The organism is Yoonia sp. SS1-5 (genome assembly GCF_038443705.2).
GTDB classification, from domain to species: domain Bacteria; phylum Pseudomonadota; class Alphaproteobacteria; order Rhodobacterales; family Rhodobacteraceae; genus Yoonia; species Yoonia rhodophyticola.
In genome coordinates, this window is sequence record NZ_CP151767.2 from 692,703 (window position 1) to 707,037 (window position 14,335).

Genomic DNA, 14,335 nt, shown 5'->3' on the forward strand with positions numbered 1-14,335 from the left:
ATGCCAAATGGCATACGCAGATGGAAAGGACCCACCAAATGGAGCTTCATTCGGATTTTGGCGCGCGTGTGGTGATCCATACTGATCAGCTTGCCTGGCAACCTTCACCAATGAAGGGCGTGGACCGGCGCATGCTTGACCGGATCGGGGCTGAGGTCGCGCGGGCCACAACCATCGTCCGCTACGCGCCCGGCAGCAGCTTTTCGGCGCATACCCATACCGGTGGCGAGGAATTCATCGTGCTGGATGGGGTCTTTCAGGACGAACATGGCGACTACCCTGCCGGCACCTATGTTCGCAATCCGCCCACAAGCGCACATACCCCCGGATCCGCGCCGGGCTGCACCATCTTCGTCAAGCTGTGGCAGTTCGACCTGAATGACCGCACACAATTTCGCAAAACCATGGCCGACGAACTATCAGCGCCCGTTGATGGCGTCGCAACCGCCTTGTTGCACAAGGATGACCGCGAGGTCGTGACCTATTGCCAGCTTGCGCCCGGCGCGGTCCTGACCTCTGACGCAGCAGGCGGGATTGAGCTTTTGATGATTGACGGTGCGGCGACGGTCGACGACTTGATACTGGAAAAGAACGCCTGGCTCCGGCTGCCGGATGGCGACGCATTGGTGCTGACCGCTGGCCAGAACGGCGCGAAAATCTGGGTGAAGTCAGGGCATCTTCGCCATGCCAAAGCGCCAGCCGTCTAAGATGGGTATCTGGGTCATGTGGAACGGCAAAACGCACGCCCATTGCTCGCAAGCTGCGTCAGCAAGGCTTTGACGATGCAAACAGATGTCGTGATTATCGGCGGCGGCCTTTGTGGTCTGGCAATTGCGGCTGAGCTGGCGCGGCGAGGACGCAGCTTTCAACTGCTGGAAGCACGTGATCGCGTAGGCGGGCGCATTTTGACCGTGCATGGGTCCCAAGGGTCCTTTGATCTGGGGCCGGCCTGGTTCTGGCCCGGACAGCCGCGCATGCAGGCGGCGGTGGCACGGCTTGGGTTGCGGCATTTTACGCAATATGAGGCCGGGGCCGTCAGCTTTGAAGATGAACGGGGCGGTGTCGAGCGCGGACGCGGTTTTGCCGCGATGCACGGCGCCTATCGGCTGGACGGCGGGTTGTCTGCATTAACGGATGCGCTGGCCGCGGACATCCCCAGCGACCGCATTCGGGCATCGACCCCGGTCACCGGCCTGACACGGACCGATCAGGGGGTCAAAGTCAACACCCAAGCGGGTCAAACGATGACCGCCCGTCAAGTCGTGCTGGCCCTGCCGCCGCGTATCGCAAGCACGCTGGCGTTCCGGCCTGCCTTGCCCGCAGACACGCAGCAGGCGATGGCGGGCATAGCCACATGGATGGCGGGTCAGGCCAAGGCCGTCGCCATTTATGATCGCCCCTTCTGGCGTCAGGCCGGATTGTCAGACGATGCAATCAGTCGCCGCGGCCCGATGGTTGAAATCCACGATGCCTCAACCGCAGATGGACAAGGTGCCGCCCTGTTTGGGTTTGTCGGCTTGCCACCGCGGGCGCGCGATGATGCGCCTGCCCTGCGCGACGGGGTGATCGCACAACTGACCCGGATCTTCGGCCCGCAGGCGGCAGACCCGCTTGCGGTACATGTCAAGGACTGGGCTTTCGACCCGTTCACCGCGACACCGCTTGATCAGCAACCGCTGATGGCCCATCCGCGATACGGCCTGCCCGCCAGCATGTCCAATCTGTGGGATGACGCACTGATTTTCAGTGGCACAGAAACAGCGCCGCAATTTGGCGGGTATCTTGAAGGGGCTTTGGAAGCAGCCGAAGGCGCACTGACCCTGATCGCAGCAGAAAAGGTATAAATATCAATGCGTAGCGACACAAAATCAGCGCTTCTTGATCTTGCCGAACGGGCGGCGCGCAGCAGGGGGTTTGACGGTTTCAGCTATGCGGATCTGGCGGATGCCATCGGCATGCGCAAGGCGTCAATCCACTATCACTTTCCAACCAAGGCCGCCCTGTCCGCAGCCATGATGGACCGCTACAGCGATGGGATTGCAGCGCAATGCAAGGCGATTGACGACCAAAACGACACCGCAGCAGCGCGCCTGTCGGGGCTGATCGCGCTCTATCGTGATGCGTTGCAGGGCGGCAAGACGCTCTGCCTCTGTGTCTCACTGACGATCAGCCGTGAAAGCCTGTCTGCAGAGGTCACCGGCAAGATCAACATATTCCGCACGCAGGTGATCCAGTGGATCGAGGCCGTTTTTATCCTCGGGTCACAGGATGGATCCATCGCCAACCTAGGCGATCCGGCGCAAGAGGCACCGGCCACACTTGCGCTTTTGGAAGGCGCGCATCTGGCCGCGCGTGCGGCCGAGGATATTGCGGTATTCGACCGGGCGACCGATGCGCTGCGGGCGCGATGCCAGCCACCCTGATAGTGGCGCACGATGCATGCTAAAACGAAAAAAGCCTCGCAATTGATGCGGGGCTTTTTCCTGAAAGACGCCGTGTCTTAGCTGTTCAGCTTGGCCACTTCTGCGGCAAAATCTTCTTCGACTTTCTCGATGCCCTCACCCACGGCCAAACGCACATAGCCGGTGATTTCAACGCCAGCTTCCTTGGCTGCATCGGCAACCGTCAGGTCAGGATTGACGACGAATTGCTGGTTCAAAAGGGTTACTTCGGCCATGTATTTCTTCATCCGGCCAACAATCATCTTTTCGATCACGGCTTCGGGCTTGCCGCTTTCGCGGGCAATATCCATCTGGACCTGCTTTTCCTTCTCGACCACGGCAGGGTCAAGATCAGCCTCTGACAGGGACGCAGGGTTGGCAGCCGCGATATGCATCGCAACCTGACGACCAAAGGCATCATTGTCGCCGGTCATGGCAACCAGCACACCGATATTGCCCATGCCATCCGCAGCCGCATTGTGAACGTAGTTGACAACTTTGCCGCCCTCAAGGGCCGCCATCCGGCGCACGGACATGTTCTCACCAATAACAGCGACGGCGTCGGTGACAGTCTGCTCGACCGATTTGCCGTTCATGTCAGCGGCCTTCAGCCCGTCAATGTCGGATGTACCAAGCGCAACCTGCGCGATGCCAGCAACCATCTTCTGGAAGTCAGCATTCTTGGCCACAAAATCTGTCTCGGAGTTCACTTCGACCGCAACACCTTTGCCGCCCTCGACCGCTACGGCCACAAGGCCCTCGGCGGCGGTACGACCGGATTTCTTGGCCGCCTTGGCCAGACCCTTGGTGCGCAGCCAGTCAACAGCCGCTTCCATGTCGCCGTCATTTTCGGTCAACGCCTTTTTGGCGTCCATCATGCCTGCGCCCGTGCTGTCGCGCAGCTCTTTCACCATTGCAGCGGTGATTGCCATGTTACTTCTCCTTGGAGGGAATTGAATGTCTGCGGGTAGAACAAGGCGCCCTACCCGACTGTTTTTATGCGCTTATTCCGCAGATGCGGGGGCAGCCTCTTCGGCGGCAGCTTCTTCGGCAACCACTTCCTCGGCCAGCTCTTCCATGGCACCCATATCGACGCCGGCAGCACCCAGCTGCGCGGTCATGCCGTCAAGGGCCGCACGCGCGGCAAGGTCAGTGTAAAGCGCGATGGCGCGAGCCGCGTCATCATTGCCCGGGATCACATAGTCAACGCCTTCCGGGGAACAGTTCGTGTCCACAATGGCCACAACCGGGATACCCAGTTTCTTGGCTTCGGCGATGGCCAGGTCTTCCTTGTTGACGTCGATGACAAACAACAGATCAGGTGTGCCGCCCATTTCGCGGATACCACCAAGGGACGCTTCCAATTTGCCTTGCTCACGCTCCATGCCAAGACGTTCTTTCTTGGTCAGACCGGTGAAACCGGTTGCGGCAGCTTCATCAATGGCCTTCAGGCGGTTGATGGATTGGGAAACAGTCTGCCAGTTGGTCAGCGTGCCGCCAAGCCAGCGGTGGTTCATGTAGAACTGGGCCGACTTTTCCGCAGCTTCCAGGATCGGTTTTTGCGCCTGACGCTTGGTGCCGACGAACAAAACGCGGCCGCCCTTGGCGACAGTGTCGCGGATGACCTGCAATGCCTGATCCAGCATTGGCACGGTCTGTGTCAGGTCCATGATGTGGATGCCGTTGCGCGAACCGTAGATGTATTGACCCATCTTGGGGTTCCAGCGGGCGGTCTGGTGACCAAAGTGTACGCCTGCTTCAAGCAGCTGACGCATGGAGAACTCGGGAAGAGCCATGTCGTTTTCCTTTTCCGGTTTCAAGCCTCAGCGGGGGATCAGCGTTTTGCCAACCGGTGGACCCTTTGGGATGTCTCCCCATTGGACCCGCCCCCGCCTGCGGGATTAAGTGAGCGCGCTATAGCGAGCCATGCGCGCCCATGCAAGCCTTGTTTGCGTGATCGTTCCTAGCCCAGGAACAGCGGTGCTGTACGGTCATAGAACCAGTATAGGCCAACTGCCGCGATGGCGACCGAACACGGAACCGCAACAAGGCGGCGATACGCCTCGAGATGGTCGCGGAAATGGATCGACAAAAGACACAGCACAAACACGCCGCCCAACGGGATCGCAAACAGGCTGACAGGGTTTTCCAGCACCGTCTGCAGCCCGGCGGGATTGATGAATGTCAGGGCCGCCGCGACGATCAGCAAAACCGCATAAAGCGCAAAACCCTGGTTCACCTCGTTTTCACCCCGATCAATGCGCAAGGCCTGCCAGACGCACAGGAACATCACCGCGATCACAAAGAGCTGCCCAACCTCGACGCCGACGTTAAAGCCGATCAGGGCGGGCACAAATGTGGCCTCGGGCAATCCGAACTCGGCCAGCACGGATGCAAAACCCAGGCCATGCAGCAGCCCGAAGATGAAAATCACAAACGGTCGCCACGGACTGATCCCCTTCATGAAGATATTTTCGATGGCCACATAAGCGATGGAAAGCGCGATCAGCGGCTCGACGATATTGATGAACGCGATACCTAGGTTCTCGACAAAGAAATCATCCAGAAACTTGGTATATCCAAGGGCCGCCAGCGCCAGCGTGATCGTGTGCGCCACGGTAAACAGCGACACCTGCAACAAAAGCGGCCGCATCCGCGCGGCCAGGAAAAACAGGCCAAGCACAAACAGAATATGGTCAAGCCCCTTGGGCACGATATGGTCAAAGCCTACCGGGATATAGTTCACGAAGGTCTGCCAGCCGGTCGCCTGATCCCCACCCGACAGCGAGATTGGCGGGCTGATGCTGCCGGCCTCAAGATATGCGTCATAAGGCGCCTCAACGCCCATCTGCCGGACCACAAGCACGCCAAAGGCACTGTCCCAGCCGATTTCGACATCTTGCGCCCCTTCGGGCAAACTCGCCGAAAACCTGATGTCGGATGAGCGCACAAGTTCCACATTGCCAACCGGTCCGACATTGACCGCGTCAAGCGTCGGGACAAGATCTACCCCATCAGCCCGAATCGTCATTCCCGCCGCCATTTGCGGCCAAAATTCGGTGAACGCGGCCTCCAGCGCTGCGGGTTCAAGCGCGCGCAACTCATCATAACTGGCCGCTTGCGGGGCGTCGTTGGTATCTTCGACGCTGGTCAGATCAATGCCCGCGACAAAGCTTTCCAGATTGGCCTGCATGTCGAATACCAGCTGACCGTCTACTGCGGTCATATCGGTGATCGCGGGCAATACCTCATGCGCCTGCGCCATTGACAGAGCCGTGAACCATATCAGGACGGCGCTTGACATCACCTGCCTGAAAGACACAGTTGCTGCAACCAAAAGGGATCTCATATGCGTTTTCTTTCCATTGTTTTATCGTTGCTCGCCGCACCTGCGATTGCGCATGAATTATGGCTTGAACCGCTGGCCTACGAGGTTGCGGCGGACGGTAGGCTTGAGGCAGATATTGTCAATGGCGAAGCGTTCGAGGGCGTGAAATTGGCGTTCATTCCACGCCAGATCGCAAATTTTGCTGTCGTTTCCGGCGGCCAGACAAAACGTGTGGGTGGCCGCGTGGGTGATCGGCCCGGATTGAACGAAACACCCATAGCCGAGGGGCTGAACGTGGTCGCGTATCAAAGCCGCCCCGCAACGCTTGAATACAAGGAATGGCCGAAATTCCAGAAGTTTCTGGATCACAAGGATCTGGGTGATGTGCGTGAACGCCACCTTGCCCGTGGCTTGCCCGAGGCCGGGTTTGACGAGATTTACACGCGCTTTTCGAAATCCCTGATCGGGGTCGGCAATGCGGCAGGCAGCGACCGGCGGGTCGGGTTGGAGACAGAGCTTGTCGCCCTGACCAACCCCTATACCGACGATCTGTCAGGTGGGTTCCGGGTGCAGCTGCACTACAAGACAGATGTGCGCGCAAACGAGCAGATCGAGGTCTTTGAAAAGGCCCCCGATGGCAGTGTGGACATCACGCTTTACCGCACCGATGCGCAGGGGATCGGCGTATTTCCGGTCAAGCCGGGACATGCCTATATGGTTGACGCCGTTGTCCTGCGCGAGCCGAGTGCCGGCCTGCAACAAGCCTCTGGCGCGGTGTGGCAGACACTTTGGGCCAATCTGACCTTTGCGGTCCCGCAATAGGCCATCTGCGGCTTGCCTTTGACAAAACGTAGCGCCACAAGGCAGCCATGACGACGACACCCGACATTTTATGCATTGGATCGGTCCTGTGGGACGTGATCGGACGGGCGGCCAGCCATATGCGGGTCGGCTCGGATGTGCCGGGGCGCATCACCCGCCTGCCCGGCGGCGTGGCGATGAATATTGCCATGACCCTGCGCCGGTTTGGCATGACCCCTGCCCTCCTCACCGCAATTGGCCGCGATGCCGAAGGTGACGACTTGATGGCCGAGGCGGCCCGCATGGGCATGGTGTGTGACCATATCTACCGGTCGGATGATCTGCCCACGGATGTCTACATGGCCATCGAAGGCGCCAACGGCCTGATCGCCGCCATCGCCGATGCCCATTCATTGGAGGCCGCGGGCCAGAAGATTTTGACCCCACTTGCCGATGGTAAACTGGGATCAGATGCGGCCCCCTTCCACGGCCCGGTTGCGCTGGACGGCAACCTGACAGAAGAGCTGTTGCAGGATATCGCGAAATCCCCACTTTTTGCGCGGGCCGATCTGCGCGTCGCCCCCGCATCGCCCGGGAAAGCCGAAAGGCTTCTGGCGCTATTGGGGCATCCGTCGGCCACGTTCTATGTCAACCTCGAAGAGGCGGGGCTTTTGTGCCAGACCCGCTTTGACGATAGCGCCGTTGCCGCAGCCGCCCTGATTGCGCGCGGGGCCCATCGAGTTCTGGTCACCGATGGCGGCAATTCCGCCTCGGAAGGCACGGCAGGTGATATCATCACCCAGACGCCACCGGCCGTCATGGTTACGCGGGTGACAGGTGCCGGTGATACTTTCATGGCCGCCCATATCGCGTCCGAGGCGCACGGTGTGGACCGCGCCGCCGCATTGACGCGCGCGCTGAACGCCGCCGCCACATATGTTTCCGGAGAAACGCCATTATGATACCCATCCAATATAGTGCCGAAGTTGCGGCGGCCCGTGCGGCGGGCGGACCGCTTGTTGCGCTGGAAAGCACCATCATCACCCATGGCATGCCTTTTCCGCAAAATGTGGAAACCGCCCGACTGGTCGAGGCGGACATCCGCGCCGCCGGTGCGACGCCCGCGACCATCGCCGTGATGGACGGGACGTTGCATGTGGGGCTGGAGCCGGACCAACTCGAAGCGCTGGGGCAAGCCGACAAGGTGGCAAAACTGTCGCGCGCTGATATTGCGGCCTGTATTGCAACGGGCGGTACGGGTGCGACGACCGTCGCGGCGACAATGATTGCCGCACATCTGGCAGACATTCCCGTTTTTGCCACGGGCGGCATTGGCGGCGTTCACCAAGGCGCCGAGACAAGCTTTGATATCTCTGCCGACCTGCACGAACTGGCGCAGACACCCGTCACCGTCGTCGCTGCAGGCGCCAAGGCGATCCTTGATTTGCCCAAGACGTTCGAGGTGCTGGAAACGCTTGGGGTGCCGATGATCGCCTTCGGGCAGGATGTCATCCCCGCCTTCTGGTCGGCGCAATCTGACATGGCAGCGCCCTTGCGCATGGATACCGCCACACAGATCGCCCAGGCGCATAAAATGCGCGCTGCGATGGGCCTGTCGGGCGGGCAGTTGATAACAAATCCGATCCCAACCGCCGATGAGATCCCCGCCGCAACGCTGGCACCGATCATTGATCAGGCCCTGCGCGAGGCGGAATCCCGGAATATCAGCGCAAAGGCCGTCACCCCTTTCCTGTTGGGGCGGATTTTCGAGCTGACGGATGGCCAGTCACTAACTGCAAATATCGCGCTTGTCCGCAACAATGCCCGGCTGGCTGCTGAAATATCCATCGCTTTGGCAGATCAGGCCGAATAGATCCGCTCAAATCAGCGTTGTGCTTGTGACTGGATGCACCAATGCCTAAATGAGATGCAACGATGAGGCGGATACCCTGATGCAAGACCACGACAGCCATGATCACAAGCGTCGGACCAAGCCGAGTTTGATTGCGCGGCTGCGGGGTAATTTCCTTGCGGGATTGATTATCGTGGCCCCAATCGGGCTGACCCTGTGGCTGATCTGGACGGTTGTGGGCTGGGTGGATAGCTGGGTCTGGCCATTTGTCCCAAATGCCTACCATCCCGAAGAGCTGGTCAACCGGCTGCTTGGTCGAACGCCGGAAAACTGGATCGACGTCAATGTGCGGGGCGTTGGCGTTGTCATCTTCCTGATCTTCACGATGATCGTTGGCTGGATCGGCAAAGGGCTGATCGGGCGATCCTTCCTGTCAATCGGCGAACGCTTCGTTGACCGCATGCCGATCATCCGGTCGGTCTATAACGCCGCCAAACAAATCGCCGAGACGGTCTTTTCCCAGCGCGACACCTCTTTTGACAAGGCCTGTCTCGTTGAATATCCGCGCAAGGGGATATGGGCGATTGCGTTTATCTCGACCAATGCAAAGGGCGAGATTGATACGAAACTGTCAGATGGCGAACCCGTTGTGACAGTGTTCCTGCCCACAACACCCAACCCGACCTCGGGTTTCCTGCTTTTCCTGCCCGCGCGTGACGTCAGGGTGCTGGATATGACCGTGGAAGATGCCGCCAAGCTTGTGATTTCGGCCGGCCTTGTCTATCCCAATGACAAATCGGAACCGACCCTGGTCGAAGCTGCGGAATAAGTCCTGCTCACACCTCTGCTTACAGGTTTTACCACTGCATTTGCGCTGATCCTTGCGATTGGGGCGCAAAACGCGTTTGTGCTGCGGCAAGGGCTGGCCCGGGCGCATGTGTTCTGGCTTTGCCTGCTATGTGCAACGTCGGATGCGCTGCTGATCACGGCGGGTGTGCTTGGCTTTGGCTATATCGTGACACTCTACCCCCAATTGCCGCAATTCATGGCCTGGGGGGGTGCAGCATTCCTGCTGGTTTACGGGGCCTTGCGGTTTCACGCGGCCTGGAAGGGTGATTATGCAATGCAACTGGCCGGAAAATCCGGCGGGTTGTGGCAGACCCTGGCGACGGGGGCCGCGTTTACGTGGCTGAACCCGCATGTCTATCTGGACACGCTGGCATTGATCGGGGCGGTATCAACCCGGTTTGAGGCCGTGGACGCAAAAACCGCTTTTGGGATTGGCGCTGTGTCAGCCTCTTTCGTTTTTTTCTTTGGGCTGGGCTACGGCGCGCGCCTGCTGGCGCCGATCATGCAATCGGCACGGGCATGGCGGGTGCTTGATGTGCTGATCGGCCTTGTGATGTGGGCGCTGGCGGCCAAGCTGCTGTTTGGATGACCCTTGCCTATAGCGTTTGACGAAATACCTGATACATCGAGCATCACGTAACGCGTTGAAATCTTTGATTTCAGGCAGCGTTACGTGTTTCAGGTTTTTCGCATAACGCTTTAGCTGAACATATCCGTCAGGTTCACGGTGCTACGGGCGTTCAGGTCATCCTTATGTGTGCGCAAGAAGGCATCTGCCGCAGCCTCGCCTGCTTCTTTTAGGCGGGCCAGCACAATCGCGGTTGGGATCGTCTTGGTTGCGACATTCAATTCGTTCATCAACCCGTCATCGGCAATCATGTGAACAAGAACATCCTTCATCGTGCCGGGCTTGATCGCACCATCCCCAATCAGGCGCCGGACAAATTCAATCGCCCGCAATTCGCGCAAAAGCGAGCTGTTGAAGCTGATTTCATTAACCCGGTTCTGGATGCTCTGCACGTCTGTCGGCAAAGCCTCGCGGTAAAGCGGGTTGATATTCACGATCAGAACATCCGCAGGCAAGTCCTTGCGAAACAAAGGAAATAGCGCGGGGTTGCCGGTGTATCCACCATCCCAGAAAGCCTCTGTCTGGCCGGTGGCGGGATCGGTGAACTCTACCGCCTGAAACAGGCTGGGCAGGCAGGCCGATGCCAGGATCACATCGGGCATGATCTCTTCCCCGGTAAAGACCCGGATTTTGCCCGAACGCACATTGGTCGCGCAGATATGCAGTTCCGGTCCGGTCTTTGCGCAAACCGCGTCATAGGCGAATTGCGACACGATGCGTTCCAGCGGGTTGGAAAGTGCGGGCCCATAGGCATAGGGCGACAACATCCGCGTGGTCATGTCAAAGGCGGCATAGGTCGGCGAATATTCCAGCGCCTTTGCCCAGATCCCCGCCGTTGGGGCCAGCGACGCAACCCAATGGGAAAAGTTGGGGTCGGTGATCGCACCCACCTGCCCCCAGAGCCATTCAAGGTTTTTCAACGCCCCCGCGCGCCCATCGGCAACCCAGCCGGATTTCAGCGCCGCGGCGTTCAGCGCACCGGCAGACGTGCCAGAGATCGCGGCGATTTCGATATCTTCGTCCTGCAACAAGCGGCAAAGAACACCCCAGGTAAACGCCCCATGCGCCCCGCCACCCTGCAGAGCGAGGTTAATGCGTTTGCTTACTGCTTTTGCCATACTGCCAACATATCCGTCACCAAAACCCCGTTGATTTTCATACCTGTCAGATCGGCATTGGTGATCGTCACATCTCGCAAACTAACATCGGACAGGTCGGCGCCCTCTAGATTGGCATTGCGAATGGTGATACCAGCCATTTTGGCATCATCAAATGCAGCTTGTGACAGATCCACATCAGCAAAAACCGCGCGCGCCATCATCGCGTCGCGAAATTGTGGTGCGTCACTCATAGCGCGGTCCACCCGCCATCGACACTGATCGTGGTCCCGGTCACCTGCGCGGCGGCGTCAGAACACAGATAGACCGCCGTACCGCCCAGTTGTTCGACGGTCGCAAATTCCTTGGACGGCTGCCGCTCGAGCATGACATTCTTGATCACGTCCTCGCGGGACATGTTGTATTCCTTCATCGTGTCGGGGATCTGCGATTCAACCAGTGGGGTCAGGACATAACCGGGGCATATCGCGTTGCAGGTGATCGGGTCCTGCGCGGTTTCCAGACCGATGGTCTTGGTCAGGCCGACGATCCCGTGCTTGGCGGCAACATATGCGGATTTATAGGGCGAGGCCGTCAGCCCATGCGCCGATGCGATGTTGATGATGCGGCCATAACCCCGCTCGCGCATGCCCGTGACCGCGGCTGCAATCGTATGAAAGGCCGAGGACATGTTGATCGCGATGATCGCATCCCACTTGCCTTCCGGGAAATCCTCAACCGGGGCCACGTGCTGGATGCCGGCATTATTGACCAGAATATCGCAGCCGCCCGCGGCCACGATCAGCCGGCGACAATCAGCACCTTTGGACATGTCCGCCTGCACATATTTCGCCTCAACCCCGGTGACATCGGCGATCTCGGCGGCAAGGGCGTGATCTTCGGGCGTATCGGTGTAGGAATTCAGGACCACATTGGCGCCAGCCTTGGCCAGTTCGCGGGCAACACCAAGGCCAATGCCCGAGTTGGATCCGGTAATAACGGCAGTTTTTCCTGTCAGGGTCATGTCTTGGCTCCGATTCTTTGTGTTCCGACTCAGTGTATATGCTGCAACTGCAAAAGCCACGTCACGGTTCCGATAGCCCATAAAAAAACGCCCGCACAAGGCGGGCGTAAAGTTATTGAGGCAGGTTTCATACAGGCAAGAAACCTATCGAGCAGTGACTTCTTTATAAGCAATGACTTGCGCGCATCCAAGCTAAAAGTTTGAAAAGGCTGAAAACCCTCTTTACGGTCCGTGGAAACAATCAAATCAAAAGCAGGGGGCATCATCTAATGACTTATCCATTCCGCAGGGCTGCAAGTGCAGCCTTACTGATACTGGCGGGCGTCGCGGCACAGGCCGAGCCACAACATGGCTTAGCTATGTATGGCGATCCGGCCCTGCCACCGGATTTTGTGTCCCTGCCCTACGCAAACCCCGATGCCCCCACCGGCGGGCAAATCGTCACCGCAGAGGTCGGCAGCTTTGACAGCCTGAACCCGTTCATCCGCAAAGGCTCTGTTCCGTGGCAATTGCGCTTCTTTCTTGGTGAAAGCTTCATGGGGCGATCGCTGGATGAACCCTTCTCGCTTTATGGGGTTCTGGCCGAATCGGTCGAGACCGGGCCGAATCGCGAATGGGTTGAATTCACCCTGCGCGAGGGCATCACATTCTCGGATGGCAGCCCGATGACCATCGAGGACGTGCTGTGGTCATACGAGACATTGGGAACGGTCGGGCATCCACGTTATCTGGGGTTCTGGTCCAAGGTCGAAAGCCTGGAACAAGTGGGTGACCGCACCGTGCGATTTACCTTCAACGTCGCAGATCGCGAGCTTGCCTTGCTAGCCGGCATGCGCCCGATCCTGAAGAAAGCACAATGGGACGGGGTGGATTTCGCCGAAAGCACCGCTGACATCGTCCCGATCACGTCAGCCCCCTATTATATCGACGATTTTGAGGCTGGGCGCTTTGTGTCCCTGCGCCGTAACGCCGACTATTGGGGCAGTGATGTGCCCTTCCGCCGCGGTACGAATAATATTGATGAAGTGCGGCTGGAATTCTTCGGTGATGAAACCGCAGCCTTCGAGGCGTTCAAAGTCGGCGAAGTCAATTCCAACCGTGAATTCAACGTGGCCCGCTGGGAAAGCCAGTACAATTTCCCCGCCATTCAGGACGGCGACGTTGTGCTGTCGGTTCTCCCGCATGAGCGGCCATCAGGCATGACCGGCTTTGTCATGAACACCCGCAAGCCGCAATTTGCAGACTGGCGTGTGCGCGACGCCCTGATCCATGCGTTCAATTTCGAGTTCATCAATGAGGCCATGACAGGGTCGGCGCAGCCCCGGATCACGTCTTATTGGTCCAACTCTCCGCTTGGCATGTCCGCCGGACCTGCCGAAGGCCGCGTGCGCGAATTTCTGGAACCGTTCAGCGCCGAACTGCTACCGGGTGCGCTTGAGGGCTACAGCCTGCCGGTCAGTGACGGCTCGGAACGCAACCGCGCCGGCACCGCCGCTGCATTGGCCCAAATGGAAGCGGCCGGTTGGACCGTTCAGGATGGTGTGCTGAAAAACGCGGATGGCGCCCCATTCACTTTTGACATCCTGCTTGATCAAGGGGCGAGCGAAAATCAGGCCATCATCGACATGTATGTGGAATCGCTGGCCAGAATTGGCGTGACCCCCACCATCACCGTTGCCGACAGCGCGCAGTTCAAGGAACGGACGGATGCCTATGAATTCGACATGACCTACTACCGGCGCGGCCTTTCCCTGTCCCCGGGCAACGAGCAGTATAACTATTACGGCGCAGAAAACGCAGATCAGGAAGGCGGCCGCAATCTGATGGGTGTCAAATCGCCTGCAGTGGACGCGATGATTGGCAAGTTGCTGACATCTGAAAGTCAGGATGACTTTGTGGCCGCCGTCAAATCGCTTGACCGTATTCTGACGACGGGCCGTTATGTCATTCCGATCTATCAGTGGAACATCAGCCGGATTGCCCATGCCAAAGAGCTGAAATACCCCGAGAACCTGCCGATATTCGGTGATTGGCCGGGTTGGCAGCCTGATGTTTGGTGGTATGAAGAGTAAACCCTCAAAGACCGGCGGCACCCCCGCCGGTCTTGTTACAAAAGGATGCCTGATTGATGAAACGCCTTGCACTTTTGATTGCCGCCGCCGCGCTGTTGGGCGCGTGTACCCCCGCACGCATGGTCGGCGCAGCGGCTGTGACCACGGGTAAGGTCGTTGTTGGCGCGGCGGATGTCGTGCTCTAGTCATATGGCTGTTACATTTGGCACCTACCCAAGCCAAAATTAACGAACAGGCCGACAT

16 protein-coding genes are annotated in these 14,335 nt (G+C 58.8%); 10 read left to right on the forward strand and 6 right to left on the reverse strand.

Annotated features, from left to right (window positions below; all coding sequences use genetic code 11):
* Nucleotides 1-38: 38 nt before the first annotated feature.
* The 3 genes from AABB31_RS04975 to AABB31_RS04985 all read left to right on the forward strand — a co-directional run bounded on the left by AABB31_RS04975 (nt 39) and on the right by AABB31_RS04985 (nt 2,423).
* Nucleotides 39-707 carry a cupin domain-containing protein gene (locus AABB31_RS04975; RefSeq protein ID WP_342075554.1) on the forward strand — a complete coding sequence of 223 codons (669 nt, stop codon included), beginning with the start codon at nt 39-41 and terminating at the stop codon, nt 705-707.
* A gap of 75 nt (nt 708-782) precedes the next feature.
* Complete coding sequence (locus AABB31_RS04980; protein ID WP_342075553.1) at nt 783-1,844, forward strand: NAD(P)/FAD-dependent oxidoreductase; 1,062 nt, start codon at nt 783-785, stop codon at nt 1,842-1,844.
* A gap of 6 nt (nt 1,845-1,850) precedes the next feature.
* Nucleotides 1,851-2,423: a TetR/AcrR family transcriptional regulator gene (locus tag AABB31_RS04985; protein WP_373635490.1), complete on the forward strand. Its 573-nt coding sequence runs from the start codon at nt 1,851-1,853 to the stop codon at nt 2,421-2,423.
* Nucleotides 2,424-2,500: 77 nt separating this feature from the next.
* On the opposite strand, the gene tsf is transcribed toward AABB31_RS04985, so the two are convergent.
* From tsf to AABB31_RS05000, 3 genes are all read right to left on the reverse strand, one after another.
* Nucleotides 2,501-3,373, reverse strand: a complete 873-nt coding sequence (gene tsf / locus AABB31_RS04990; protein WP_342075551.1) for a translation elongation factor Ts — start codon at nt 3,371-3,373, stop codon at nt 2,501-2,503.
* Between the two features lie 72 nt (nt 3,374-3,445).
* Nucleotides 3,446-4,237, reverse strand: coding sequence for a 30S ribosomal protein S2 (gene rpsB / locus AABB31_RS04995; protein ID WP_342075550.1), 792 nt, complete (start codon nt 4,235-4,237; stop codon nt 3,446-3,448).
* Nucleotides 4,238-4,404: 167 nt separating this feature from the next.
* The gene (locus AABB31_RS05000) at nt 4,405-5,745 is read right to left on the reverse strand and encodes a HupE/UreJ family protein (protein WP_373635491.1); all 1,341 of its coding nucleotides are present in this window, start codon (nt 5,743-5,745) and stop codon (nt 4,405-4,407) included.
* Nucleotides 5,746-5,790: 45 nt separating this feature from the next.
* Here AABB31_RS05000 and AABB31_RS05005 point away from each other — a divergent pair, with 45 nt between their 5' ends.
* The 5 genes from AABB31_RS05005 to AABB31_RS05025 all read left to right on the forward strand — a co-directional run bounded on the left by AABB31_RS05005 (nt 5,791) and on the right by AABB31_RS05025 (nt 9,860).
* Nucleotides 5,791-6,591, forward strand: coding sequence for a DUF4198 domain-containing protein (locus tag AABB31_RS05005; protein WP_342075548.1), 801 nt, complete (start codon nt 5,791-5,793; stop codon nt 6,589-6,591).
* A gap of 47 nt (nt 6,592-6,638) precedes the next feature.
* Nucleotides 6,639-7,532 carry a PfkB family carbohydrate kinase gene (locus AABB31_RS05010; protein ID WP_342075547.1) on the forward strand — a complete coding sequence of 298 codons (894 nt, stop codon included), beginning with the start codon at nt 6,639-6,641 and terminating at the stop codon, nt 7,530-7,532.
* Entirely contained in the window at nt 7,529-8,443 is a 915-nt protein-coding gene (locus AABB31_RS05015; RefSeq protein WP_342075546.1) for a pseudouridine-5'-phosphate glycosidase, read from the forward strand. The genes AABB31_RS05010 and AABB31_RS05015 overlap by 4 nt, the downstream gene beginning before the upstream one ends.
* A gap of 79 nt (nt 8,444-8,522) precedes the next feature.
* Complete coding sequence (locus AABB31_RS05020; protein ID WP_342078890.1) at nt 8,523-9,251, forward strand: DUF502 domain-containing protein; 729 nt, start codon at nt 8,523-8,525, stop codon at nt 9,249-9,251.
* Between the two features lie 3 nt (nt 9,252-9,254).
* A complete protein-coding gene (locus AABB31_RS05025; RefSeq protein WP_373635784.1) occupies nt 9,255-9,860 on the forward strand; it encodes a LysE/ArgO family amino acid transporter in 606 nt (201 codons plus the stop codon).
* A gap of 110 nt (nt 9,861-9,970) precedes the next feature.
* Here the strand turns inward: AABB31_RS05025 and AABB31_RS05030 are convergent, their stop codons facing one another.
* The 3 genes from AABB31_RS05030 to AABB31_RS05040 are packed head-to-tail and all read right to left on the reverse strand — an operon-like array spanning nt 9,971 to nt 12,020.
* Nucleotides 9,971-11,017 (reverse strand): patatin-like phospholipase family protein, encoded by a 1,047-nt coding sequence (locus AABB31_RS05030; protein ID WP_342075545.1) that lies wholly within the window; start codon nt 11,015-11,017, stop codon nt 9,971-9,973.
* Nucleotides 11,002-11,250, reverse strand: a complete 249-nt coding sequence (locus tag AABB31_RS05035; protein WP_373635492.1) for a pentapeptide repeat-containing protein — start codon at nt 11,248-11,250, stop codon at nt 11,002-11,004. Before AABB31_RS05035 ends, AABB31_RS05030 begins: the two co-directional genes overlap by 16 nt.
* On the reverse strand, nt 11,247-12,020 hold the full coding sequence (locus AABB31_RS05040; protein ID WP_342075543.1) for a 3-hydroxybutyrate dehydrogenase: 774 nt from the start codon (nt 12,018-12,020) through the stop codon (nt 11,247-11,249). The genes AABB31_RS05035 and AABB31_RS05040 overlap by 4 nt, the downstream gene beginning before the upstream one ends.
* A gap of 269 nt (nt 12,021-12,289) precedes the next feature.
* On the opposite strand from AABB31_RS05040, the gene AABB31_RS05045 reads away from it, so the two are divergent.
* Nucleotides 12,290-14,092: an extracellular solute-binding protein gene (locus tag AABB31_RS05045; protein ID WP_342075542.1), complete on the forward strand. Its 1,803-nt coding sequence runs from the start codon at nt 12,290-12,292 to the stop codon at nt 14,090-14,092.
* A gap of 56 nt (nt 14,093-14,148) precedes the next feature.
* Entirely contained in the window at nt 14,149-14,277 is a 129-nt protein-coding gene (locus AABB31_RS05050; protein WP_342075541.1) for a hypothetical protein, read from the forward strand.
* The last annotated feature ends 58 nt before the right edge of the window (nt 14,278-14,335 follow it).